23 protein-coding genes are annotated in these 23,047 nt (G+C 67.8%); 8 read left to right on the top strand and 15 right to left on the bottom strand.

Annotated features, from left to right (window positions below; genetic code table 11):
- The first annotated feature begins 24 nt into the window (after positions 1 to 24).
- Complete coding sequence (locus LGM89_RS29510) at positions 25 to 648, top strand: glutathione S-transferase family protein (protein ID WP_226274790.1); 624 nt, start codon at positions 25 to 27, stop codon at positions 646 to 648.
- 97 nt (positions 649 to 745) lie between these two features.
- Here the strand turns inward: LGM89_RS29510 and LGM89_RS29505 are convergent, their stop codons facing one another.
- The gene (locus LGM89_RS29505) at positions 746 to 2,146 is read right to left on the bottom strand and encodes a serine hydrolase domain-containing protein (RefSeq protein ID WP_226274789.1); all 1,401 of its coding nucleotides are present in this window, start codon (positions 2,144 to 2,146) and stop codon (positions 746 to 748) included.
- 192 nt (positions 2,147 to 2,338) lie between these two features.
- A complete protein-coding gene (locus LGM89_RS29500; RefSeq protein WP_226274788.1) occupies positions 2,339 to 3,514 on the bottom strand; it encodes a hypothetical protein in 1,176 nt (391 codons plus the stop codon).
- 295 nt (positions 3,515 to 3,809) lie between these two features.
- Between LGM89_RS29500 and LGM89_RS29495 the strand changes: the two genes are divergently transcribed.
- The 3 genes from LGM89_RS29495 (at position 3,810) to LGM89_RS29485 (ending at position 5,471) form a co-directional block, all read left to right on the top strand.
- Positions 3,810 to 4,229, top strand: a complete 420-nt coding sequence (locus tag LGM89_RS29495; protein ID WP_043181059.1) for an HIT family protein — start codon at positions 3,810 to 3,812, stop codon at positions 4,227 to 4,229.
- A 255-nt stretch (positions 4,230 to 4,484) separates the two neighbouring features.
- Positions 4,485 to 4,649 carry a hypothetical protein gene (locus LGM89_RS29490; protein WP_011353821.1) on the top strand — a complete coding sequence of 55 codons (165 nt, stop codon included), beginning with the start codon at positions 4,485 to 4,487 and terminating at the stop codon, positions 4,647 to 4,649.
- A 162-nt stretch (positions 4,650 to 4,811) separates the two neighbouring features.
- Positions 4,812 to 5,471: a methyltransferase family protein gene (locus tag LGM89_RS29485; protein WP_089496073.1), complete on the top strand. Its 660-nt coding sequence runs from the start codon at positions 4,812 to 4,814 to the stop codon at positions 5,469 to 5,471.
- A 317-nt stretch (positions 5,472 to 5,788) separates the two neighbouring features.
- On the opposite strand, the gene LGM89_RS29480 is transcribed toward LGM89_RS29485, so the two are convergent.
- Positions 5,789 to 5,929 carry a hypothetical protein gene (locus LGM89_RS29480; protein WP_226207388.1) on the bottom strand — a complete coding sequence of 47 codons (141 nt, stop codon included), beginning with the start codon at positions 5,927 to 5,929 and terminating at the stop codon, positions 5,789 to 5,791.
- Between LGM89_RS29480 and LGM89_RS29475 the strand changes: the two genes are divergently transcribed.
- Both LGM89_RS29475 and LGM89_RS29470 read left to right on the top strand, forming a co-directional pair.
- Entirely contained in the window at positions 5,889 to 6,296 is a 408-nt protein-coding gene (locus LGM89_RS29475; protein ID WP_226207387.1) for a hypothetical protein, read from the top strand. The genes LGM89_RS29480 and LGM89_RS29475 overlap by 41 nt on opposite strands.
- 872 nt (positions 6,297 to 7,168) lie before the next feature.
- Positions 7,169 to 8,005, top strand: a complete 837-nt coding sequence (locus LGM89_RS29470) for a bifunctional allantoicase/(S)-ureidoglycine aminohydrolase (RefSeq protein ID WP_226274787.1) — start codon at positions 7,169 to 7,171, stop codon at positions 8,003 to 8,005.
- 204 nt (positions 8,006 to 8,209) lie between these two features.
- On the opposite strand, the gene LGM89_RS29465 is transcribed toward LGM89_RS29470, so the two are convergent.
- Positions 8,210 to 9,277 carry a zinc ribbon domain-containing protein gene (locus tag LGM89_RS29465; protein WP_226274895.1) on the bottom strand — a complete coding sequence of 356 codons (1,068 nt, stop codon included), beginning with the start codon at positions 9,275 to 9,277 and terminating at the stop codon, positions 8,210 to 8,212.
- Between the two features lie 157 nt (positions 9,278 to 9,434).
- A complete protein-coding gene (locus LGM89_RS29460) occupies positions 9,435 to 10,229 on the bottom strand; it encodes an aminoglycoside phosphotransferase family protein (protein ID WP_226274786.1) in 795 nt (264 codons plus the stop codon).
- Between the two features lie 236 nt (positions 10,230 to 10,465).
- Between LGM89_RS29460 and LGM89_RS29455 the strand changes: the two genes are divergently transcribed.
- Positions 10,466 to 12,595, top strand: coding sequence for a penicillin-binding protein 1A (locus tag LGM89_RS29455; protein ID WP_226274785.1), 2,130 nt, complete (start codon positions 10,466 to 10,468; stop codon positions 12,593 to 12,595).
- A gap of 8 nt (positions 12,596 to 12,603) precedes the next feature.
- The gene (locus LGM89_RS29450; RefSeq protein ID WP_226207302.1) at positions 12,604 to 13,215 is read left to right on the top strand and encodes a trimeric intracellular cation channel family protein; all 612 of its coding nucleotides are present in this window, start codon (positions 12,604 to 12,606) and stop codon (positions 13,213 to 13,215) included.
- Between the two features lie 83 nt (positions 13,216 to 13,298).
- Here LGM89_RS29450 and LGM89_RS29445 read toward each other — a convergent pair whose 3' ends face one another.
- From LGM89_RS29445 to LGM89_RS29400, 10 genes are all read right to left on the bottom strand, one after another.
- Complete coding sequence (locus tag LGM89_RS29445) at positions 13,299 to 13,685, bottom strand: VOC family protein (RefSeq protein ID WP_226274784.1); 387 nt, start codon at positions 13,683 to 13,685, stop codon at positions 13,299 to 13,301.
- 119 nt (positions 13,686 to 13,804) lie between these two features.
- Entirely contained in the window at positions 13,805 to 14,626 is an 822-nt protein-coding gene (locus LGM89_RS29440; protein WP_226274783.1) for a heme ABC transporter ATP-binding protein, read from the bottom strand.
- Between the two features lie 19 nt (positions 14,627 to 14,645).
- Positions 14,646 to 15,734 carry a FecCD family ABC transporter permease gene (locus tag LGM89_RS29435; RefSeq protein WP_226274782.1) on the bottom strand — a complete coding sequence of 363 codons (1,089 nt, stop codon included), beginning with the start codon at positions 15,732 to 15,734 and terminating at the stop codon, positions 14,646 to 14,648.
- Positions 15,735 to 15,749: 15 nt separating this feature from the next.
- A complete protein-coding gene (locus LGM89_RS29430) occupies positions 15,750 to 16,667 on the bottom strand; it encodes a heme/hemin ABC transporter substrate-binding protein (protein ID WP_226274781.1) in 918 nt (305 codons plus the stop codon).
- Positions 16,664 to 17,755 carry a hemin-degrading factor gene (locus LGM89_RS29425; RefSeq protein ID WP_226274780.1) on the bottom strand — a complete coding sequence of 364 codons (1,092 nt, stop codon included), beginning with the start codon at positions 17,753 to 17,755 and terminating at the stop codon, positions 16,664 to 16,666. Before LGM89_RS29425 ends, LGM89_RS29430 begins: the two co-directional genes overlap by 4 nt.
- A 49-nt stretch (positions 17,756 to 17,804) precedes the next feature.
- Entirely contained in the window at positions 17,805 to 20,072 is a 2,268-nt protein-coding gene (locus tag LGM89_RS29420; protein WP_226274779.1) for a TonB-dependent hemoglobin/transferrin/lactoferrin family receptor, read from the bottom strand.
- Between the two features lie 239 nt (positions 20,073 to 20,311).
- Positions 20,312 to 20,539: a hypothetical protein gene (locus LGM89_RS29415; protein ID WP_089429221.1), complete on the bottom strand. Its 228-nt coding sequence runs from the start codon at positions 20,537 to 20,539 to the stop codon at positions 20,312 to 20,314.
- A 200-nt stretch (positions 20,540 to 20,739) separates the two neighbouring features.
- Positions 20,740 to 21,123 carry a DUF6232 family protein gene (locus tag LGM89_RS29410; protein ID WP_089496084.1) on the bottom strand — a complete coding sequence of 128 codons (384 nt, stop codon included), beginning with the start codon at positions 21,121 to 21,123 and terminating at the stop codon, positions 20,740 to 20,742.
- Positions 21,124 to 21,247: 124 nt separating this feature from the next.
- A complete protein-coding gene (locus LGM89_RS29405) occupies positions 21,248 to 21,508 on the bottom strand; it encodes a DUF2866 domain-containing protein (protein WP_011353838.1) in 261 nt (86 codons plus the stop codon).
- Between the two features lie 212 nt (positions 21,509 to 21,720).
- On the bottom strand, positions 21,721 to 22,878 hold the full coding sequence (locus tag LGM89_RS29400) for a porin (protein WP_089496085.1): 1,158 nt from the start codon (positions 22,876 to 22,878) through the stop codon (positions 21,721 to 21,723).
- Positions 22,879 to 23,047: the final 169 nt, after the last annotated feature.

Genomic DNA, 23,047 nt, shown 5'->3' with positions numbered 1-23,047 from the left:
CATCCGACCTCACAAGGAGACTGCATGCTGCACATCCTCGGCAAGATCCCGTCCATCAACGTTCGCAAGGTGCTGTGGCTGTGCACCGAGCTGAACCTGCCGTTCGAACAGGAAGACTGGGGCGCGGGCTTCCGCACGACCCACGATCCGGCCTATCTCGCGCTGAATCCGAACGGTCTCGTGCCCGTCATCAAGGACGACGATTTCGTGCTCTGGGAATCGAACACGATCATCCGCTACCTCGCGAACCGCTACGGCGGCGATGCACTGTATCCGGCCGAGCCGCAGGCGCGCGCGCGGGTCGATCAATGGATCGACTGGCAGGGCGCGGACCTGAACCGCTCGTGGGTCGGCGCGTTCCTCGGCCTCGTGCGCAAATCGCCCGATCACCAGGATCCGGCCGGCATCGCGCAGTCGATCGTGGGCTGGACGAAGCACATGCAGGTGCTGAACGCGCAGCTCGAAGCGACCGGCGCGTACGTGGCCGGCAACGGCTTCACGCTCGCGGACATTCCGATCGGCCTGTCGGTGAACCGCTGGTTCGGCACGCCGTTCGAGCATCCGGATTTCCCGGCGGTGTCGCGCTATATCGAACGTCTCGCGACGCGCGAAGGCTTCCAGAAATACGCGGGCAGCGCGAACCCGTGATGCTTCGCAGGTAGTGTGCGGTGTGGCGATGTGGCGGCGTGGCAAGCGCCACCGCGTTCGCGTCACGACCGATATGCACGGGCCCTCGGGCCCGCTTTCATGCGCCGGGCGCCGGCACCGCGTCGAGCACGCGCGCGAGAAACGCCTCGTGATTCCACGCGGATTCCGGCCGCGACAGCCCGAGCCGCACGACCACCAGCTGCCGGCTCGGCACCACGCTCACGAACTGGCCTTCATGGCCGACCGCATGAAACGCGTCGGCCGGCATCGCGACCGCATGCGGATCGCGATCGTTGAACGGCTCCGGCACCTTGACCCACAGCTGCGCGCCATACTCCTGTCGCTCCGACTGCGGCGTCGTGCGCGTCAGGTAGCGCACCCAGCCTTCCGGCAGCAGCCGCTGCCCGTCCCACACGCCATCCTGCAGCAGCAGTTGCCCGAAGCGCGCCCAGTCGCGTGCGCTCGCATACATGTACGACGGGCTGACGAGCGTGCCGGACGCATCGGGCTCGAACACCGCGCTGCGCATCCCGAGCGGCGCGAACAGCGCGCGGTGCGGTAACGCGAGGTAGTCGCCGTCGCTGCCGCCCAGTGCCTCGCGCATCACGCGCGCGAGGATCGCGCTCGTGCCGCTCGAGTAGGACCACTGCGCGCCGGGCGCCGCGGCGAGCGGCTTCGCCGACGCGAAACGCGCGGTATCGGGCTGCGCGTACAGCATCAATGCGACGTCGGACAGCGGGTCGTCGTAGTCCTCGTTGAATTGCAGGCCGCTCGTCATGCGCAGCAGCTCGTCGAGCGTGATGGCGGCGCGCGGATCGCCGCCGCCGCGCCATTCGGGCAGCAGCGCCGACGCATCGGGCGACAGCTTGTGCTGCGCGACGAGCGTGCCGACCAGTGCGGCCGTGACGGTCTTCGTCATCGACCAGCCGGGTAGCGGCGTGTCGGCCGTGAAGCCGGGCGCATAGCGTTCGGCGATCACCTGGCCGCGCCACATCACGACGACCGCGCGCGTGCGCCGCGGCCGCGCCGGATCGGGCTCGTCGAACGCGCGGTCGAGCGCGGTCTGCAGCTTCTGCGCGTCGATGCCGGCCGGCAGCGTGACCGGTGCCGGCTGGGTGGACGGCGGGTCGGGGAGAGGCGGCAGCGCGGCCGGCAACGCGCCGGGCGACGGCCCGAGCGCGAGCGTGCAGCCGAGCCCGGGCCGGAAGTCGGCTTCGCGTTCGGCGAAGCCGGCGAAGGTCGCCGTCGCGCGATGATGATCGGGGTCGATCGACGGGTGTACCAGTTTCAGCAGCGGATGCACGCCGGCCATGATGTCGACGTCGATCACGGACGCGGCCGGGCGGCCCGACACGTACACGCCGGAACACAGTGCCTTCGCCGCATAGCCGGTCGCGATCGGCGCGAGCCGGGACAACATATGGCCCGTGTAGCCGACCGCGGCGACGACGGCGAGCGCGACGCCGCGCAGGATCAGCTTCTTGAAGGGGATCGTCATGCGCGAGCGTCCTCGATTGTCGGCAGGCGGAACCTGAACCGGCAGTGTCGCAGGTTCGGGCCGGCGGTGGCAATCGCGGGTGGGTGCGACGCCGGGCGGCGCCGACCGCGCGCAAGGTGCCCGGCGTGTGTGACTCGCATGTGTCGATCGTCTGGAGCGAACGGGCCGCATGCGGCCCGTCCAGGCGGCGCGTTACTGCGCGTTGTTGTGGTCGGAGCGCAGGGTCCAGACCGTCGCGGTATTCGTGTTGTCGTCGACGGCTGCGAATTCCAGCTGGCCTTTGCTGCCGTGCCCGAACGCGAGGCCGAACGCGGCCCCCGGCACGGTGTCGACCTGCATTTGCGCGACGAAGCGCCCGTCCACCGTGAATTCGACGATCTCGCTCGGCTGCTGCGGGTCGGCGTTGACCGCATCGCCGTTCGCGGTCACGAGATGGCCGTTCGGCGCGAGCGCCAGCGCGAGCGGGCCGTGCAGGTGTGCCACGTCGAAGTAGATCATCCGTCCGACGCCGCCGTTGCGATTCGTCGACGCCGCGTTCTGGATCGCGAACACGGCGTTGTCGCCGGTGGACGCGACATACAGCACGTCGATGTTCGGGTCGTAAGCGAGGCCAGTCGGGCCGACGACGAGTGCACTGGGATCGGTTCGATTCACGTAGCCCGACGCGATGACGCGCGAGCCCGGCAGCATCGTGACGCCGTTGTCGCCGATCGCGAGTTCGATGCGCGAGACCGTCCCGTTCAGCACGTTCGACACGAACGCGGTCACGCGCTGGCCGCGATCGATCACGGTCATGTCCCACGGCCCGTCGAGCAGCGCCGCACTGCTGAGTTGCGTGACGAGATTGCCTTGCGGACCGATGACGAGCAGCGACCCTGGCGGCACGACGGTCTTGCCGTCCGGCGCCGGGACGTTGCCGACCAGCACGAAGCCGCTGCGCAGCACCGCGAGCGCGGTCGTCAGGCCGAGATTGCTGCCCTGGAAGAAGGCCGCCGGCGTCTTGCCGGGCGACAGCTTCACGATCGTCGTGCCGGTGCCTTGCGTGTTCGACGCCGCGTTGAAGTTGGACACGACGACGTCGCCGGGTTTCAGCGTGCTCCAGCTCGGCACGCCGCGCGGCACGAACGCGATGCCGTACGGATTGACATCGCCGTTGGCGGGCACGGTCGACGCGGTAAACGATGGAATCGGCAAGATGATGTCGCTGCCGCCGGCCCAGGCGAACGCCGACGACAACGCGACCAGCCCGGCGCCGCATGCCGCGCGGCATAGCGAGTGCGCAAGCGTGCGCCGGACGCGCGCGACGACCGGCGGATCAACCGCAAGGACGGGCGTGGCGGGGGAACGACAGGAGGGGAGAGGGTCCATGGCATGACTCCGGTTGATGATCGCGAGCAGTCATCCCGGCTGCCGGCCTGCGCAGCCGACGGGTGTCCGGCGCAGGTTCGCGATCGTGCTGTTGCCGCGTGAACCCACGCTCGAAACAAACGGATGGCGACGGCCGGATATTCCATTCCGTTACCGATGCTGCAGGCGAGCCGGCGGCCATTGTTCGCCGCAAGGGCGATGCGGCCTGACAAGTTGAAATCCGACCGGCCGTCGGCCGATAATCGTCCGGCATCGCTTTCTCCCTCTCCCAGTCCAACCGTTATCGGAAAACGCCATGTCCTACGACAACAACAACCCGTTCGCCAAGATCCTGCGCGGCGAACTGCCGTGCGTGAAAGTCGCGGAAGACGACGCGACCCTCGCGATCATGGATCTGATGCCGCAGGCCGACGGCCACGTGCTCGTGATCCCGAAGGAGCCGGCCGCGCAGATCTTCGAGTTGTCCGGCGACGCCGCCGCGGCCGGCATTCGCATGACGCAGCGCGTCGCGGCGGCGGTGCGCGCGGCGCTCGAACCGGACGGTGTATTCATCGGCCAGTTCAACGGCGCGGCCGCCGGCCAGACGGTGCCGCATGTGCACTTCCACGTGATTCCGCGCTGGGAAGGCGCCGAGTTGCGGATGCATGCGCGCGAGATCGCCGACGCGGCGACGCTCGAAGCGCTCGCGCAGCGCATTCGCGCGCGTTTCGTGTAACGCGTCGATTGCACGCGGCGACGGCACGGCATCGCGTACCGGCCCGCCGCCGTGCCAACGCCTGTTTCAGCGGTCATGCGAGGTAACACGTGTAACCGCCGACGAAACTCGGCCAGGCCCACCCGGCGCTAGACTCCGCGCATTGCTTCACCGAGCGACAGGAAGGGCGGATCGCCTCTTCGTGCCGGCCGCCGCCCTTCACGGCGGCACGGCTTTCGCGAGGTGCCATTCGTCTTTCGCGCCGGGAATCGAGCCATGACCAGACTTCTCATCACGCTTGCCCTGATCGGCGGCCTGTCCGGCTGCTACGTCGCGCCGCCGTACGGCTACGCGCCCGCGCCGGCCTACTACGGCTATGCGCCGGCGTATTACGCGCCGCCCGTCAGCGTCGGGATCGGCGGCAACTTCCGCATCCGCTGATCCGGCATCGGGCGCAAGTGCTGGCCGCATCGGTCAGCGCCGACGCGTGGCGCCGGGGACTCGCGCGGATTCTCGTATCGCATGACGGCGGTGCGCTGCGCGGCGTGCGCGCGCTTCCTATACTTCACAGGAAAGCGCATTCCGCGTTTCTGTGAGGCAGCCATGGCAGTCACCCGCAAGATCGCAGTCGCGTCGGCCCTCTCCACGCTCGTCTATCTCGGGCTCGCGGTGCTCGGCAGCGGCGGGTTCGCGGCCTTTTTCTCGCATCCACAGCTGACCGTCGTCGTCGTCGCGACGCTCGCGATGGCCGTCGCCGCGCTGTTCACCGAAGGCAACCTCAGCAGCGGCGAGCGCGAGAACCGCGACAACCGCTGGGTGCTCGCGGCGTTCGGGGTGAGCGGGTTCCTGCTCGCATACCTGCCCGCGCTGACCGACCGGCTCGACTTCTGGACTTTCGGCGGCGAGGCGGTGCGCTGGATCGGCGTCGTGTTGTACATCGTGGGCGGTGTGCTGCGCATCTGGCCCGTATTCGTGCTCGGCAAGCGCTTCAGCGGGCTCGTCGCGATCCAGCCGGGCCATACGCTCGTGACCGACGGCATCTACCGCCGCATCCGCAATCCGAGCTATCTCGGCCTGGTCGTCAATTCGGTCGGGTGGGCGCTGGCATTCCGCTCGGGAGTCGGCTTGCTGCTGGTCGTGCTGACGATGGTGCCGCTCGTCGCGCGTATTCGCTCCGAAGAGGCGCTGCTGCGCGAGCAATTCGGCGCCGAATACGACGCGTATTGCGCGCGGACCTGGCGTCTGCTGCCGGGCGTGTACTGACCCTCTTCATTTCTTCCGCGCCGCCGTTTCAGGCGCCGCCCACGATTCGTTCCCGATGTGTTGCCACGTGTGTCGCAAACGTGCGACGCCGCCTATCGCCGGCCTGTCGTTCCGCACGGCCGAGCCCTCGGCGAAGCCAATGCTGGCGCGGGTTTGCGGGCATTCGGGTGCAGCCGTTCGAACGCGCTTATTCGTAAACAACTTGTTACCAGAATGTCCACGGCAAGGATGCGGGACCGGTGCTATTCTTCGCCGCAAGCTCAATGAAATGAATTGGTCCGCGGTTCGGCACAATGCCTGACACGACGTCGATCGATTCAGATCGTCGTACCGAGCGGACCTTCAATAACCAGATTGCGAACAAGGAAGAATACGGGAATGTGGAAGAAAATCGCCCCCGCTCTCGTCGTCGCCGCTTTGACCGGCGCGACTGCACTGCCGGCCATGGCAGGTGACATGAACAACGCGCTTGGCGGCGCGCTCGGCGGGGTAGCCGGCGCAGCGGTCGGCGGTGCGCTCGGCGGCAGCACGGGCTCGGTGATCGGCGGCGCCATCGGCGGCGGCGCGGGTGGCGCGGTGACGTCGAACCGTCACGAGCGCACCGGCGCGATCATCGGCGGCGCCCTCGGCGGCGGCGCAGGTACCGCGGCAGGCAACGCGATGGGCGGCCGCACGGGCGGCCTGCTGGGTGCGGCGGTCGGCGGCGGCGCCGGCGCGGCGCTCGGCGGCAACATGTCGCGCAGCTCGTACGAGCGCGATTACGGTGGTCGCGGCGATCGTGGCTACCGCCACCGCAAGCATCACCATCACCGCGACTGGGACTGATCGTCGCTGGCGCGGCTCGGTGCGTGAACCGCGCACCGGCGCGCCGACGGCGTCGGCACCCGACGCGAGATTCGGCCCGGCAGCCTGCCGGGCCGTCATCGCCGGCCAGACCGGCGAATACCTTCCGGCTCCCTCAGCCGCGGCCAGATGCCCGATCGACGGGCATGCAAGTTTCCCTCCTCGCTGTATTTCCCCGCTTTCCGACTCCATCGACTCTCGTGACTGAATGCGTCCGAGTAACGCCGATACCATTCGCGTTCCATTCGATTCCCGTTGGCCCCCGTTCTGCGGCCTGACGGCGGCTCATGACTGGCGCGGTGCGGCTTGCTGCCGTGCGCACGTCGGCGCGATCCAGTCTGCGTAACCGGATGTGTCGCGCACCGCGTGTGTCGCGACAGCGGCTGCGGCTTTTCATCTGTCCGGTAGCGTCCGGGCGAACATGCACGTAGCCCCGTCCGTCAGGATTTCCCTGATAGCCAGAGCGTCGTTTCGCGCGTCCTCACCGCGTATCGCGGCTGCCGGCTAGTAGTGGGAAATCGAATGCAATCCATCGCAACATTTAATTGGTCGATTGCGAACGACTTCGCTATCGTCGGCGATGCTCGCGTACGGCATCGCACCGTGCCGCTGGCCGCGCCTCGCCGCATGATCGCGAGCGCCACGGCCCGGTCGCCGGCCCCACAAGCATGGGCCGCCGCGTCCGAAGAACCGGACGAACCCGTCGCGAAGCCTGGCCGACCGAACGAAGGCGCATGCGCCTTCAAGCCACCCCGGCAACGATGTCCCGCCGCCGCATGCGTGCCCCACGCGCGTACGTGCCGCCCGATGCCGTTGGCACCCGGGGCCGGACCAACCCATTGCCTGGATGCACTATGTCTAAGACAACGTATTACGCGCCGCACGGCGGCCACCCGCCGCAGACCGATCTGCTGACCGATCGCGCGATGTTCACCGAGGCGTACGCGGTGATCCCGAAGGGTGTGATGCGCGACATCGTCACGAGCTGGCTGCCGTTCTGGACGAACACGCGCCTGTGGGTGATCGCCCGCCCGCTGTCGGGTTTCGCGGAAACCTTCTCGCAGTACATCGTCGAAGTGAACCCGGGCGGCGGCAGCGACAAGCCCGAGCAGGACAAGAACGCCGAAGCCGTGCTGTTCGTCGTCGAAGGCGAGGCCGAGCTGATGCTGCAAGGCACGAAGCACGTGCTGAAGCCGGGCGGCTACGCGTTCATTCCGCCGGGCGCGGACTGGACGCTGCACAACGTCAGCGATGCCGCGGTGCGTTTCCACTGGGTGCGCAAGCACTATCAGGCCGTCGACGGCATTCCGCTGCCGGAAGCCTTCGTGACCAACGAGCAGGACGTCGAGCCGATCCCGATGCCGGGCACCAACGGCGCATGGGTGACGACGCGCTTCGTCGACATGAGCGACATGCGCCACGACATGCACGTGAACATCGTGACGTTCGAGCCGGGCGGCGTGATTCCGTTCGCTGAAACGCACGTGATGGAGCACGGGTTGTATGTGCTCGAAGGGAAGGCTGTTTATCGGCTGAACCAGGATTGGGTCGAGGTCGAAGCCGGTGACTTCATGTGGTTGCGTGCTTTCTGCCCGCAGGCGTGCTATTCGGGTGGGCCTGGGCGTTTCCGTTACCTGCTGTACAAGGATGTGAACCGTCACATGAACCTGTTGCTGAATCCGGCGCGGTAAGGGTCGTTCAGGCAGTTGGATGTGAAAGCCCGCCGGCGGATGCCGGCGGGCTTTTTTTCGGCTTCTTCGTGGGTTTCCGGGGGAGCCGTTTGACGCCCCGTTTCCGACGGTCGAGTGGCCGCGGTTCCAACGGCAGATGTCAGCTGCGGATTCAACCCGGCATCAACGGAATCCAGCCGGTGCGTGTTGCGAACACACCGACCGTCAGTCGGATGCCGCCGGCGACTCATTACCCTGCGTCGCGCCACATTGATGGCAATGGGGGAAGAAGAAGAAATTCCGGCCACCGCATCCGCATACGTTGAAGAGCCTCAATCCGCAATGCACGCAGAACGTGGAGTCGTCGCCGCCGAGATTCCATTGTTTGTCGCAGGACGGGCAGCGCTTTTTTTCGAGTGAGCGAACGGCCTTTTCGTATCCGATCGTGCGCGCACGTTCTCCCTGATCCTGCTGCAATTCGAGCCGCTTGCGTTCGGCATAGCGCTGAAAGGCCTTCATCATGTAAAGGCCGGCGAACACCGTGAGCGCAATGCCGACCAGGACCCGGACATAGCCGCCAAAATTCGGCAAGTACGGAACCAGTTCGATGAAAAATGCGCTCAGTGAAAACAGGCCGAAGCCATACACGAAAGGCCAGTAGCGCATCTTGCGATAGCGCACGAACAACCAGATCGCGATCAGCAGAATCGGCAGCGTGAGCGCAAGCCGCAGTCCGAACACCTGCAACTCGTAATGCCGGTCCGCTTTTTCGAAGCGCTGTTGGGCTGCCGCGTCCGCGTCGGCGATTTGCGTGTCGACTTGAGTCTGCTGCGACGCCAGGGCCCGTTGCTGGTCGCCGATCGCATCGATCTGATGCTGCCAGTTGACGACCACGGCCTGGAGCGAATCCAGCTTGCGAGTTCTCGCCAGAATGTCCGGATCCCTCGCGCCGTCTCCCGTCACCGAGCGGGTTGCCAGCCAGTTGCGGAAACTTTCCTTCTCGGCCGCGTACTCCTTCGCGGCGCGTCCGCGAGCCACCTCCATTGCGTCGGCCTTCTCGGCAAGCGCGTCGTGCCGTGCCTGCAGATCGCGTCGGGCTGCATCCAGCCGCGCCTTCAATGGCGCATCCGCGAATTGCTCGACGACGGGCGGCCCGCCCCTCGGAGCGAAGGCCATGTCGCGAATCACGAGACTGCCGAGCATGTTCAGAAAGACAGCGAAGATGATCGCAATTACCCACGAGGCGAGCCGCAGGAGACGTGCCGGACTGGTCAGGCCATCGCTGGAAGTCATCATTGTTTTGCCTTTGTTGGAATGGTTATATAAGCGGGCTTGATTGTCGACGATTCCCGCACCCTTGTCGAACGTCCCCTCCTGGCCGGGAGCCGTCGGTCTTCCCGCGTTCCCCGGGAATTCATGATGAACCCGTTTTCACGGGCGATGCGTGTGGCTACAGGCCGAGCGCAGCCGCCGCGAGCGTCGCGACCTGCAGCCGTGTATCGGGCGACAGGCCGTCTTCGATCAGCCACACGGCCGACAAACCCGACCACGCGAGAATCCACTGCAGCAACCGGCGCCTATCGAGCCGTGCAGCATCGGCCACGACCATGACACGCTGTTCGAACCGCACCGGATCGACCGCAACGTCGTGTGAAGGATTGCAGAACAGGTTCGCGTAGTCGAATGCGCGATCGCCGCGCAGCCCTTTTGGATCGATCGCACGCCAGCCGCGATCGCCGAAATGGAGAATGTTGCCGTGATGGATGTCGCCGTGCAGGACGACTTCGTCGACGGGCGGCCCGTCCAGCAGCTGGCGCGCGACCGTTCCCGAGCAACGAAGCACGACACTGGCTGACGCGTCGGACAGCAGCGCCTGAAACCAGTCATGCAGCGGCACGACCGAAGGCGGCTCCGAAGCACGATACGCATGCAGCCGCGCGACGACATCGCACGCGATGCGCATCGCATCGTCGTCATGCCCCGATGCCGAAAAGCCGGCCAGCGTCGGTTCCGGCTGCGCCCGTTCGAGCAGAATCGCATCGCCGTCGTGCAGCCACACCTGCGCGGCGCCTTGCCCGTTCCACCAGGTCATCAGTGCATTACCGCGACGTTCTTCGTCGCAGGTAGCGACTTTCAACATCGCCGGCCGCGATTGCCAGACGACGGGCAACAGGCCGCCGCTAGCGGTCAGGATCGGGCCGCCGTCAGGAACGAGGCCCCACAGGCCAAGGTATCGATCGAACATCACACGATGCTACCGCCGAACCGGCTCGCGCGCAGCACGGTTCGTCCAACGATGCGTCACGCGGTCGCAGATACGACGTGAACGGCCCGGCGCACTTTCCTAAATAAAATTTAGCCAGCCAAACTTTGGCTAAAGAATGTTCCGGTTTCGTGCCATCCCTTCGACAATGCGCGCCTTTCGTGACCGTCGGTGCCTCTCGCGCACCGGCCGTCGCAGCATCGAAGAAGGAGCCCGACATGACCGACCACACCGCATCCCCGCCGCCGCCATCGGCGCCACCGCCACGCCGTCGCCGTATGTGGCGCACGCTCGCGGGCGCGCTGCTCGGCCTGACGGTCGCCTGCGCGGGCATCGGCGCATGGACGATCCAGCGGATCTGGACACAATTGCCGTCCGTCGAGCACCTCGCCGTGTACCGTCCCGCGCTGCCGCTGCGGATCTTCTCGCGCGACGGCGACCTGCTGGCCGAATACGGCGTCGAGCGGCGCGAATTCGTGCCGCTCGAACGCATCCCGCCGCTGATGCGGCAGGCGCTGCTCGCGGCCGAGGACGCGAAGTTCTACCAGCACGGCGCGGTCGATTTCAACGGCCTCGCGCGCGCGACGTTCGCGAACGTCGTGACGGGGCAGCCGGGGCAGGGCGGCAGCACGATCACGATGCAGGTCGCGCGCAACTTCTACCTGACGCGCGACAAGGTGCTGAGCCGCAAGCTCGCCGAGATCCTGATGGCGACCAAGCTCGAACGCGAATACAGCAAGGACAAGCTGCTCGAGCTGTACATGAACGAGATCTATCTGGGCGAGCGCGCGTACGGTTTCGCGGCGGCCGCGAACGTCTATTTCGGCAAGCCGCTCGACGCGCTGAGCGCGGGCGAGGCGGCCGTGCTCGCGGGGCTGCCGAAGGCACCGTCCGCGTTCAACCCGGTCGTCAATCCGGCACGCGCGACCGCGCGCCGCAACTACGTGCTCGGCCGCATGCATGCGCTCGGCCAGCTCGACGACCCGACGTATCACGCGGCCGTCGCCGCACCGATCGCGCTGGCCACCACGCCGCCGCCGGGGATCATCGCGGCGCCGTACGTCGCCGAGCGCGCGCGCCGGATGATGGTCGAGCGTTTCCACGACGATGCCTATACGCTCGGCCTCGACGTGACGACGACGATCTCGATGCGCGACCAGCGCGCGGCCGAATCGTCGCTCGCCCGCACGCTGAGCCGCCAGCCGCGCGCGCAGCGCGATGCGCGCAACGGGCTCGAGGGCGCACTGGTGTCGCTCGACGCGGCAACGGGCGACATGCTCGCGCTCGTCGGTGGCGCGGATTTCAACCGCAACGTGTTCGACCATGCGCTGCAGGCATATCGCCAGCCGGGGTCGAGCTTCAAGCCGTTCGTCTATTCGGCGGCGCTGGAAAAGGGCTACTTCCCGGGCGTGCTCGTCGACGATACGCAGCGCACGCTCACGCATGAGGAAACCGGCGCACGGCCATGGCGCCCGCGCAATTTCGCCAACAACTACGAGGGCTTCATTCCGGTGCGGCGCGGGCTCATGCGCTCGAAGAACCTGGTGGCGGTCAGCCTGATGCAGGCCACCGACGCGCGCTACGTGCAGCAGCACGCGGTGCACTTCGGCTTCGACGCGCAGCGCAACCCGGCGTCGCTGCCGCTCGCGCTCGGCGCGGGCGCCGTGACGCCGCTCGAACTCGCAAGCGCGTACAGCGTGTTCGCGAACGGCGGCACGCGGATGGAGCCGCGCCTGATCCTGTCGGTGAAGCAGCGTCACGGCGGCGCGATGTACGAGGCGACGGCGCCGTCGGGTGAGCGCGTCGTATCGGCGCGCAATGCGTTCGTGATGGACAGCATGCTGCGTGACGTCGTGAAGTCCGGCACCGCGCGCGGCGCGCTCGCGCTGCGCCGCGACGACGCGGCCGGCAAGACGGGCACGTCGAACGGGTCGAAGGACGTGTGGTTCGCCGGCTACTCGTCGGGCGTCGTCGCCGTCGCGTGGCTCGGCTACGACACGCCGCGCCCGATGGGGCGTGCGACCGGCGCGTCGCTGGCGCTGCCGGTCTGGCTCGACTACATGAAGACGGCCGTCGACGGGCGTACGCCGGTCGAGGCGACGCCGCCGCAGGACGTCGCGCTCGTCGACGGCGACTTCGTCTATGCCGAATACACGCGCGGCACGTGCACGGCCGACGTGCCGTCCTACATCCGCAGCCGCTTCGCGTGCGGCGGGGCGGCGGCAGCGGCGGTGGCTGGTGCGTCCGACGTGCGGGGCGACAACGGCAAGCCCATCGAATCGACACCTGCCGCGGTCGATGCGGCCGAGCGCGAACGCGTGCTCGACCTGTTCCGGACGGATGACTGACGCGCACCATGCATACGCTTTATTTGATTGCAATCGTCGCGGAAGCGATGTCGGGGGCGCTGATGGGCATGCGCCGCGGGATGGACCGCTTCGGGCTCGCGCTCGTCGGTGCGGTGACGGCGCTCGGCGGCGGCACCGTGCGCGACGTGCTGCTCGGCCACTATCCGCTCGGCTGGATCGCGCATCCCGAGTACCTGGTGATCACGCTCGTCGCGGCGACCGCCGCGTCGTGGGTCGCACGGCATGTCACGCGAATGAAGACGCTGTTCGTCACCGTCGATGCGATCGGCCTCGCGGCGTTCACGATCATCGGCTGCGACGTCGGCGCGTCGACGGGCACCGCGCCGATCATCGTCGTGCTGGCCGGCGCGATCACGGGTGTCTGCGGCGGGATGCTGCGCGACCTGCTGTGTAACGAGATGCCGCTGATCCTGCGCGAGGAGCTGTATGCGAGCGTCGCGTTCGTCACGGGCGGGCTCTATGTCGGGATGCAGCATCTGGGCGTCGATGCGGGCATCGCGACGGTCGTCGCGCTGGCGGCCGGCTTCTCGATGCGGATGCTCGCCGTGCGGCTCGGGTGGAAGATGCGGACGTTCGGCGCGGCGGATCTCGAGCATTGAGCGGGGGCGCGCCGGTCGCGCGGCGCTGGGCGACGGCGATGCCGGCCGGGGCGTTTGAGTGAGCGCCCAGTCCGAACGGAACGTCAGTCGGCCTGCATCACCTGGAAGACGTTGCCTTCCGGATCGACGCCGTCGTACATCGTGTACGCGAACCCGTCGTAGCGCTTGAGATCGCGCACCGTCACGCCGCTGCCGGCCAGCCGGTCGCGATGCGTGCCGATGTCCTGGCCGATCGAGAACACGAACTTCACGTGGCTGGTTTCCGCGCGCGCTTCCGTGTGAGCCGACACCGCGTGGCGGAACGCCGGGCCGGCGAGATGCAGCGCAAGCTCGATGGCGCCTGCGCCGAGCACGACCCACTCGTTTTCGATTTCCTCGATGACGGGTAGATCGAAATACCGTTGGTAGAACGTCTTCAGTGTTGCGACGTCCTGGGCGTACAGGATGATGCGGGTCATCGGAAGCGGCACGTGGGTCTCCTCGAAGGGGATTCGCGAAGCGCGAATGATGCGTCGTGACAGTCGTTGCCATCGTTCAAGCAGGACATCGCGCGACGCAACGCTCATGCGACCTGCGGCACACGCCCGCGCTACGCCGGCACCATCACCGGCGGCGCACCGTCGCCGGTTTCCACCATCTTCACCGCGAATCCGTAGCACCGCGCGATATGGGCCGGCGTCATCACGTCGCGCGGCGTGCCGTGCGCGACGATCGTACCGTCGGCGAGCATCGCGATCGTATCCGCATGCCGCGCGGCGAGGTTCGGGTCGTGCACGATCGCGAGCACGCCGAGCTGCCATTCGCTGGCAACGGCGCGCACGGTTTCGAGCAGGCGGTGCTGATGTGCGAGATCGAGCGCGGCGGTCGGCTCGTCGAGCAGCAGGTAGCGCGGGCCGCTCTCCATCGCATCGTCGTCCGGCCACAGCTGCGCGAGTACACGGGCGAACTGCACGCGCGCGAGTTCGCCGCCCGACAGCGTCGTGACATCGCGACCAACGAGTGCATCGGCGCCCGCGCGTTCGAGCGCGCACCATGCGATGTCGCGATCGCGATGCGACGTCGCACCGCTGCGCCGCGCATGCGGATAGCGGCCGAGCAGCACGATTTCGTCGACGCTGAACGGGAACGCCGGCTGCGCGGCCTGCGGCAGCACCGCGCGCAGGCACGCGAGCCGCGGTGCGTCGATGCGTGCGAGCGGTTCCCCGTTCAGCGTGATGTCGCCGGTCACGCGCACGCCGTTCGGCGCGACGCCGCCGGTCAGTTCGCCGGCGAAGGTCTTCAGCAACGTGCTCTTGCCCGCGCCGTTGCGGCCGAGCAGCGCGGTCACGCGGCCGGGTTCGATCGACAGCGACAGGTTGCGCAGGATCGCGTTGTGTCGACGGGCGACGTCGAGGTGATGGGCGGTCAGCATGGTCGTCGTGACAGAAGGGTTAGCCGCCGAGCGCGCCGCGGCTCTTCCACAGCAGCGCGAGAAAGAACGGTGCGCCGAGCAGTGCGGTCAGCACACCGAGCGGAATTTCGGCGGGCGCGGCAACCGTGCGCGCGGCGAGATCGGCGGCGAGCGTCAGCAGCGCGCCGAGCAGCGCGGCACCGGGCAGCACGACGCGCTGGTCGGGGCCGCACGCGAGCCGCACGCAATGCGGCGCGACGAGCCCGATGAAGCCGATGATGCCCGCGCACGACACCAGCGCGCCGACCGCGAGCGCGACCGCGACGAGCACGCGCCGCTTCAGCCGCTGCACGGGCACGCCGAGGTGCAGCGCCTCGGTTTCGCCGAGCTGCAACGCATTCAGCGCGTCGCGTTCACGCGCGAGCAGCATGCAGCCGATCGCGACGCACGGCGCGACGGCCGCCAGCGCGGACCATTGCGCGCCGCCGAGGCTGCCGAGGCTCCAGAAGGTCAGCGAGCGCAATTGCGCATCGTCGGCGACGAACGTGAGGAGCCCGATCGCCGCGCCGACCAGCGCGTTGATCGCGATGCCGGCGAGCAGCAGCAGCGGCAGCGCGAGCCGCCCGCGCGACGCGGCGAGCCGGTAGACGAGCGTGGCAACCGCGAGCGCACCCGCGAACGCGGCGACGGGCAACGCGGCCGCGCTTACGTGCGCGGCAAAGAGCGCGGGGCCGAGCACGATCATCGTCGTCGCGCCGAGCGCGGCGCCGCTCGACACGCCGACGAGCCCCGGATCGGCGAGCGGGTTGCGGAACAGCGCCTGCATCGCGGCGCCGGTCGCGCCGAAGCCGCCGCCGACCAGCAACGCGAGCGCGACGCGCGGCGCGCGGATGTCGAACAGCACCGCGCGCGCCTGCTGCGCGGCCGCATCGCCGGTCAGCGCGGCCCAGGCTTCCGCGAGCGGAATGCGATAGGCGCCGACGCACAGCGCGACGACGGACATCGCGCATACGAGGCAGGCGAGCGCGGCCAGCGCGAACGGGGCGAAACGGCGCGACGTGCCGATGCGCGCGGCACCGGCGCTTGACGCGGGCGACGATGCGGGGAAAGGCGAAGCGTGAGCGGGCATCGGGGCAGTCCGGAATCAGGCGAGCGCATCCGACAGGCGTCGGTGCAGGGTCGTGACGGCGAGCGGCAGGCGCGGGCCGAAGCCGAGCAGGAACAGCGCGTCGAGCGCCACCACGCGCTGCGCGCGGCCGGCCGGCGTCGCGCCGAAGCCGGGCGTCGCGAGCAGCGCGGCGCGGCCGCCGACGGCCGCGAGCCCTTCGTCGGAGATCAGCACGACGTCGGGCGCGGCGGCGGCCAGCGCCTCGGTCGTCAGCGGCTTGTAGTGATCGAAGCCCTGCATCGCGTTGCGCGCGCCCGCGTAGCGGATCATCGCGTCGGCGGCCGTGCGCTGGCCGGCGACGAGCGCCTGGTTGCCGGTATGGTTCAGCACGAACAGCACGCGCGGCGGCTGCGCGCCGCCGGGCGCACGGGCGGCGACCGCCTCGCGCGCGGCCTGCCAGTCGCGGTCGAAACGTTGCAGCAGCGCGGTGCCCGCGTCGCGCACGTCGAGCGCCTGCGCGACGCCGGTGATCTTCGCGCGCACCGATTCGACGTCGTGACGTTCATCGAACGTCGTGACGGCAACGCCGGCGTTCTTGACTTGCGCGATCGCGGTGGGCGGGCCGGCTTCGGCCGATGCGAGCACGAGATCGGGCCGCAGCGACAGCAGCCCCTCGGCCGACAGCGCGCGCTGGTAGCCGACCTTCGGCAGCCGCTTCGCGGCGTCGGGGTACGTGCAGGTCGTGTCGGCGCCGACGAGCCGGTAGCGCGGCGTTTCCGCGCCGCCGAGCGCGAACGCAGTTTCCGCGAGTGCGCCGCCGATCACGACCACGCGTTTCGGTGCGGCCTGCGCACCCTGGGCGAGCACGCTGCCGGGCAGCGCGCCCACGAGCGCGCCGGCCGCCGCGCTCGCCAGCACCGCGCGGCGGCGCGGATCGAACGGTCGCGCGCTCACCGCGCGCCTCCGCGTGCCGCGGCCGGCAGCGTCGCGACGAGCGCGCGCCAGTCGTCGCGTTCGACCTTGCCGGGCTTGCGCTCGCCGAACAGCAGCGCGACGTGGTCGCCCTGCCGGTCGAACAGTTCGAGCGACGTGACGATGCCGTCGCTCGTCGGCTTCTTCACGACCCACGCGGCGGCGATCAGGTCTTCGCGCACGTGCAGGTTGAAGCCCGGGTCGAGCACGTTGATCCACGCGCCGACCTCGCGCACGTTCGCGACGGGGCCGGTATGGATCTGGATCATCCCCGCGTTGCCGACGAACACCATGATCGGCTGGCCGCTCCGAGCGGCCTGCTGGAGCACGTGCCGCAGCGCATGCGTGGTTTCGACCGGATACGCGTATTGCGGATCGGCGAGCCGCAGCGCCTGCATGCGGCTCACGCCGAAGCGCTGCGTGATGCCGAAGAACTGGTGTGTGTCGGTCATCGCGTCCCACGCGGCGCGGAAGCCCGCGACGTCGATCTCGGTGTCGGCGCGCTCGGGCGTTTTCGGCGCGGCGGGCGCAACCTCGAGGCCCGGCTCTTGCAACGGCGCACGCCAGCGCTCGACGAACGCGTCGTACGCGGCGTGGTCGCTGTGCGCGCGCAGGTAGACCTTGTGGATCGCATGACCCTGCGCGTCGAAGAACTGCAGGCTCTTCAGCGGGCCGTGCGCGGTCTCGTCGCGCACCGCGAATGCCGATACCCAATGACGATAGAAGATGCGCAAGTCGATATCGCCGAGCGCGAGGCCGACGGGACCGTCGTGGCTCATCTGCGCGTATTCGCCATCCTTTTCGTGGACGGCCGTGTCGTTGCGCGTGAGCGCCATCACGCGGCCGAGGCGCGGCATTTCCTCGAACATCGCCGGAAAGCGCGCGTCGAGCCGCACGACGTGCTCGCCGACGAACGCGGCGAGCGCCTCGCCTTCGCTGACGCCGAGCGCCTGCGCGACGTCGCGGTTGCGCAGCTGGCGCTCGGTCTTGAGCTGGATGAACGCGTCGCGCAGCGCGGCGGCTGCGCGGGCCGGCGTGGCCGGTTGACCGGGAAGGGCGGATTGCATCATGTCGGACTCCTTCAAGTAACGGTTGGGGTGGCAGCGCGGGCGGCGCGCATCAGAAATCCACTTTCATGCTGACGGCGACCGTGCGACCGGACGACGTATACGCATCGAGCACCTGCGAATCGGCTGCGATGCCGCGCACGTCCGACCAGTTCCAGTACTTGCGGTCGAACAGGTTGCGGATGCCGATCGTCGCGCTCACGTGCTTGTTGAAGCGGTAGCCGCCGCGCAGGTCGACGACGAACGACGACGGCGGCGCGAAGCACGCCTTGTTCGAGCAGTCGGACTTGTCGATGTCCTTGTCGCGTTTCGCGGCCTGGAACAGCAGGTCGGTCTGCACGTACCAGCGCTCGGTCGGCTCGTAGCGCACGCCGAACACGGCCGAGAACGGGTTGACGGTGTTCAGCGGCTGGCTGGCCGCGCCGTCGTTCTGCGTCGAGCCCTTCGTGAACGCCATCGCCGTCTTCAGCGTGATGCCGTTCGGCATCACCCATTCGGCGCGGCCTTCGAGGCCATGAATGCGTGCGTCGGCGAAGTTCACGTACTGGAACACGAACGGATCGGTTGGTCGGCCGCTGCCGGCGATCGTCGTGCGCGAGATGAAGTTGCGGTAGCGGCCCGTGAACGCGGCGGCGCTGTAGCGCACGACGCCGTAGCCGGTGCCGGCCTTGCCGCGCAGGCCGGCTTCGAACGTGTCGCTCGTCTCGGGCTTCAGGTTCGGATTGCCGATCGACGTGTAGCCGTACACCGGGTTCGAGAAGCTGCTGTTCACCTGGTCGGGCGTCGGCGCGCGGAAGCCGTGCGCGTACTGCACGTACGGAATGACCGCGGGCGTGATCTCGTAGAGCACGGCGACACGCGGCGACAGTTCGTTCGCGCTCGTCGATACCGCCTTGCCGGTGAACAGCGGATCGTTGGCGGTCGGGCTCAGCCGGTACGTGTCGAAGCGCAGGCCCGGCGTGACGAGCAGGCGGCCGTAGCCGATCTGGTCCTGCACGAACGCGCCGAACAGCGTGTAGTCGGTGTCGGGGAACGCCTTGTTCGGGAACGCCTCGCCGACGCCCGGCACCGTGCCGTCGCGCAGGTTCGTCACGCGCGACACGCTGCCGTCGACGCCGTAAAGCAGCTTGTGCGCGAACGGGCCGGTCGCGAAGCCGCTTTCGGCGAACGCGGAGCCGCCGAACGTGCGCTCCTTGTACTGGTTGTCGCGCGAACGCGAAGCCGCCCGGCCGCGCGTCTCGAACGCGTACTGGTCCTGCTTCGCGTCCTGGTAGTAGAACTGCACGTGCGCGGTCTGGAACCAGCGGAACGCATCGTCGCGGAAATCGTAGTCGACGCTGAAGCGGTTGCGCTCGAGCCGGTCGTAGGTCGTGAGGCCGAGCGTGGTCGGCGGGCTGATCGCCGACAGCACGTCGGTGCTCACGCGCCGCTGCACCGTTTCGGCGGTGAACTTGATCGTGTCGCGCGTGGTGGGCGTCAGCACGAGCTTGCCGAGCAGCGATTCCGAATAGACGTCCTGCGGGTTCGACGTGGTGCGCAGCGTGCTCGCCGAGTTGTTGCTGCCGCGCGTGTCGACCTCGTGGCCGCGCCGGCCGTCGGCGATGATCATCCCCTGCACGCGATCGTTGCCGCCCGCGGCCGACACGGTCGCACCGACGCTGCGGTCGGCCGAGTCGTAGCTCGGCCGGAACGAGAAGTAATAGGGTTTGTGGTAGATCGACAGCAGGTCGCGCGGATCCTTCGTGATGAAGTTCACTGCGCCGGTCAGACCGTCGCTGCCGTATAGCGCCGAAGCCGGCCCGCGCAGGATCTCGATGCGCTTGAGCGTGTCGAGATCGGCGTAGTCGCCGCGCCCCGCTTCGAGCGGGCCGAACGAAAACGCGTTCGGCAGGCGGATGCCGTCTTCCATCAGCAGCACGCGATTGCCTTCGAGGCCGCGGATGTTGATGCTCGAATCGCCGTCGCGGCCGCCGCCGAGCGCGGCGCTGCCGGGCCGGTACGCGGTGCGGCGCACGGTGACGCCCGGCTCGTAGCGCAGCGCGTCCTTGATGTTGGTGGCTTGCTGTTCTTCCAGATCCTCGTCGGTGATCACCGCCACGGACGCCGCCGTGCGGCTCGCGGCCGTGGCGGTGCGGTTGGCCGTGACGGTGACGGGATCGAGCAGCGCCGCATCGCCGCGCGTGGACGCGGCGACGAGGAGGGCGGCAGGCGGGTTGGCGCCTTGCGGCGTCGAATCGGCGTGAGCCGTGGCGGCGGACAGGCCGAACGCGCCGAACAGCGCGGCACAGATCGGCCGCCGCGCCAGCGTATAGCAATGCACAGGTGGTCTCCCATTGATGATGACAAGCCCGAAGGCTGGCTGGGTGACGCGTTCACCTGGCTGGCCCGCCCGCGCACGGAAGGCGGCGAGCGGCGAATTGAAAGGCAACTGATAATTTTGCCAGTGTAAATGAGAATTATTATCAATACAAGAAAGGAAAGCGGCTCGCGTGGGTGAGCGCTTACCTGTGCGGCTCGGGTGAGCCGCGGCGGGAAATTCGGGAAAAACGCGGGCGCTGGCTAGGCCAGCGCTTCGATGCGGATCAGCAGGTTGCGCGCATGCGTGATGAACGCGTCGTGCGTCGCGCGATCGCCGTGGCTTTCGAGGCCTGCCTGCTCGGCGAACGCGATCTGTTCGGTGTAGAGGTCGACGAGCGCTCGGCGTGTGTCAGGGGGAAGCGCGCGGATCATCGACACGATCAGCAGTTCCTGCGCGCGAAGCGTGCCGGACAGCGTCTGGACGTTCATGCTGGCCTCCATCGGACGATGCGGCGGCGAGCCGCTCTTTCCATACTAGGCGGTCGGCGGTCGCAGCGCAGGCGCGGTGTTGGCGACGAGGCGGCGGAATGCGATTCGACGCGGTAATCGACGCTGCCGTTGCGCGGCGCGAAACGCGCCACGCGTGCCCAGAACACCGCGAATCGAAGCGTGCAGGGAAGCGAACGGAATCAGCCGGCCGCTTTCGTCGCCTGCGCATCGCGCACGACCTGCGCGACGCGTTCGACGAACTCGACGTCGACGCTCGACAGCGCTTCGCGCTTGCCGTCGGGCATCTCCACCATCAGGCGATACGTGACGTCCTGCGTGGCCCAGGCGAGATAGCCGACGACGGCGAGCATCACGCCGACGACGAGCGCGGCGCTCGATCCGGCGATGCCGCCTGCGACGGCGACGGCCGCGCCGATCAGCGAGATCAGCGACGGCACGAGGCGGTTCTTCGGAATCTTGACGACATCGACCTGGCGGATGTCACGGAGTGCGAATACCTGCCCGGCGGCCGACAGGCCGTTGCGCGTGATCATCACGCCACGTTCGTTGAATGCGTTTTCCATCGTGTGTTGCGTGGACGAAAACGCGCAGCGTAGCAGGTTTCGTTGCGGCATCAAACGAGACCGACTGCCGCACGATGGGTGCGGCGCGGGTGAAACCGGGCAAGCGGATGGAGCGGGTAGGCGTTCAGAACTGCAGGCGGCCGTCGCCGTAAAGCCGGCCCGGCACGTGCGAGGCGACGACCTCGGCGATCTCTTCGTCGGTCGATTCGGCCGGCACGATCTGGCGCCGCGCGGGCGCGTCGAGATGCATCGTCCATTCGACGAGGCGATACGGCCGGCCCCACGGGCGCTGCATTTCGACCGATACGCGGCAGCTCTGGACCGGCATCGAGTGTTGGCACGTCAGAATCGCGTGCAGATGGCTGAAAACGGTATCTTCGATCATCATGGCCTCCGATCCTGTCTTGTCTTGTGGGCAATCGATGGCGGCGCCGTCGGCGGTTCAAAAAAAAAGCCGCCGATGTTCAGGCGGCCAACAGGGGGGGTGAGAGCATCCTCTCAGCCCAGAATTAAGCGAAACTTAAAAGCCCATAAAAAAGCGCCCCGCGTGGAGCGGGGCGCTTCTTGCCGTCGTGATCCGCGTGTTAAGCGGATGCTTTAGAACTTGTGACGGATACCGATACGTGCGGCGATCTGGTTCTTCGAACCCGTGCCCGACGTATTGAAGTAGCTCGTGCTCGAGCCGATCTGCGCTTGCACGCCCTTGCCCGACGCTTGCTGGTACACGACCAGGCCGTACACGTCCGTACGCTTGCTGAGTGCGTAGTCGGCGATACCGTTGACCTGGTTCCAGTGCCACGAGTTGCCGCTCTGCGTGGCGTTCGTGTACGTGTAGCCGAGGCCGCCCGACAGCGCCGGCGTGAAGGCGTACTTCGCGCCTGCTTCATACGCGTTGTAGAACGTGCCGCCCGCGCCCGACACGGTCGAGAACTGCGTACGCGTCCACAGCAGCCATGCCGTTGCCGGGCCCCAGACGTAGCGGCCACCGACGCCGTACGTACGCAGGTCGCGGACGTTGCCCGTTGCGATATTCGCGATCGTCGTCGAGAAAGCCGGCGTCGACTGGCTCGGGAAGCGGATGTCCGTGTACGCTGCGCCCAGCGAGAACGGGCCGTTCGCGTAGTTCAGGCCGAAGCTGTATGCGCGCGACGAGCCTGCCGTCGTCGTCGTGCCCGTCGTCGTCGCCGGTGCGCCTGCGAAGTCCGTCGAGTTCGAGAAGCCGTACAACGCGCCGAACGTGAAGCCCGAGTAGTTCGCGCTCTGGAACTTCACGGCGTTGTTGATGCGGCTCGACGTGAGCTGGTCGAGGTCGTTCACGTGGTACGCGTAGTTACCCGCGACCGTGTTGCCGCCCGTCGAGTAGTTCGAGCCGAGGATGTCGGTCGAGAACGAGTACTGGCGGCCGAACGTGACCGTGCCGTATTGCGACTGGCTTAGGCCGACGTAAGCCTGGCGGCCGAAGATCGCGCCACCCTGGCCGAGCGTGCCGTTACCGCTGTTGAAGCCGTTTTCGAGCACGAAGATCGCCTTCAGGCCGCCACCGAGGTCTTCGGTGCCGCGCAGGCCCCAACGGCTGCCCTGGGCAACGCCGTCGTCGTACTTGAACAGCTTGCCCGTACCGCCGTTGGCGGTCTTGCTGTGGTTCACGTAGCTGATACCGGCATCGATGACGCCGTACAGGGTCACGCTGCTTTGTGCGTGCGCCGTGCCGGCCGTTGCTGCCAGAGCGGCGATGGTCAACAGTTTCTTGTTCAAAGGGTTCTCCGAGCGAATAAATGGCGTGTCCAGTTGCGGTTCCGGCGCTCTCTATGGGCGCTTTCACGGACCGGCGGCAACTTTATCGAGGGGCCACGTAATGAATATGACAGCGACTGTCATATGAAGAATCTGTGGCGTCGATGCGACACCGAATTCTGCCCGGTTG

The organism is Burkholderia sp. AU31624, assembly GCF_020420065.1.
Lineage (GTDB): Bacteria > Pseudomonadota > Gammaproteobacteria > Burkholderiales > Burkholderiaceae > Burkholderia.
Note: the sequence above shows the minus strand (reverse complement) of the source record. Positions and strands in the feature narration are given on the sequence as shown.

What these genes read in the sequence shown, in the direction of transcription:
- LGM89_RS29510 (WP_226274790.1), top strand. Translation starts at nt 25, where the DNA reads ATGCTGCACATCCTCGGCAAGATCCCGTCCATCAACGTTCGCAAGGTG.
- LGM89_RS29505 (WP_226274789.1), bottom strand. Translation starts at nt 2,146, where the DNA reads ATGACGATCCCCTTCAAGAAGCTGATCCTGCGCGGCGTCGCGCTCGCC.
- LGM89_RS29500 (WP_226274788.1), bottom strand. Translation starts at nt 3,514, where the DNA reads ATGGACCCTCTCCCCTCCTGTCGTTCCCCCGCCACGCCCGTCCTTGCG.
- LGM89_RS29495 (WP_043181059.1), top strand. Translation starts at nt 3,810, where the DNA reads ATGTCCTACGACAACAACAACCCGTTCGCCAAGATCCTGCGCGGCGAA.
- LGM89_RS29490 (WP_011353821.1), top strand. Translation starts at nt 4,485, where the DNA reads ATGACCAGACTTCTCATCACGCTTGCCCTGATCGGCGGCCTGTCCGGC.
- LGM89_RS29485 (WP_089496073.1), top strand. Translation starts at nt 4,812, where the DNA reads ATGGCAGTCACCCGCAAGATCGCAGTCGCGTCGGCCCTCTCCACGCTC.
- LGM89_RS29480 (WP_226207388.1), bottom strand. Translation starts at nt 5,929, where the DNA reads ATGTCACCTGCCATGGCCGGCAGTGCAGTCGCGCCGGTCAAAGCGGCG.
- LGM89_RS29470 (WP_226274787.1), top strand. Translation starts at nt 7,169, where the DNA reads ATGTCTAAGACAACGTATTACGCGCCGCACGGCGGCCACCCGCCGCAG.
- LGM89_RS29465 (WP_226274895.1), bottom strand. Translation starts at nt 9,277, where the DNA reads ATGACTTCCAGCGATGGCCTGACCAGTCCGGCACGTCTCCTGCGGCTC.
- LGM89_RS29460 (WP_226274786.1), bottom strand. Translation starts at nt 10,229, where the DNA reads ATGTTCGATCGATACCTTGGCCTGTGGGGCCTCGTTCCTGACGGCGGC.
- LGM89_RS29455 (WP_226274785.1), top strand. Translation starts at nt 10,466, where the DNA reads ATGACCGACCACACCGCATCCCCGCCGCCGCCATCGGCGCCACCGCCA.
- LGM89_RS29450 (WP_226207302.1), top strand. Translation starts at nt 12,604, where the DNA reads ATGCATACGCTTTATTTGATTGCAATCGTCGCGGAAGCGATGTCGGGG.
- LGM89_RS29440 (WP_226274783.1), bottom strand. Translation starts at nt 14,626, where the DNA reads ATGCTGACCGCCCATCACCTCGACGTCGCCCGTCGACACAACGCGATC.
- LGM89_RS29435 (WP_226274782.1), bottom strand. Translation starts at nt 15,734, where the DNA reads ATGCCCGCTCACGCTTCGCCTTTCCCCGCATCGTCGCCCGCGTCAAGC.
- LGM89_RS29425 (WP_226274780.1), bottom strand. Translation starts at nt 17,755, where the DNA reads ATGATGCAATCCGCCCTTCCCGGTCAACCGGCCACGCCGGCCCGCGCA.
- LGM89_RS29415 (WP_089429221.1), bottom strand. Translation starts at nt 20,539, where the DNA reads ATGAACGTCCAGACGCTGTCCGGCACGCTTCGCGCGCAGGAACTGCTG.
- LGM89_RS29410 (WP_089496084.1), bottom strand. Translation starts at nt 21,123, where the DNA reads ATGGAAAACGCATTCAACGAACGTGGCGTGATGATCACGCGCAACGGC.
- LGM89_RS29405 (WP_011353838.1), bottom strand. Translation starts at nt 21,508, where the DNA reads ATGATCGAAGATACCGTTTTCAGCCATCTGCACGCGATTCTGACGTGC.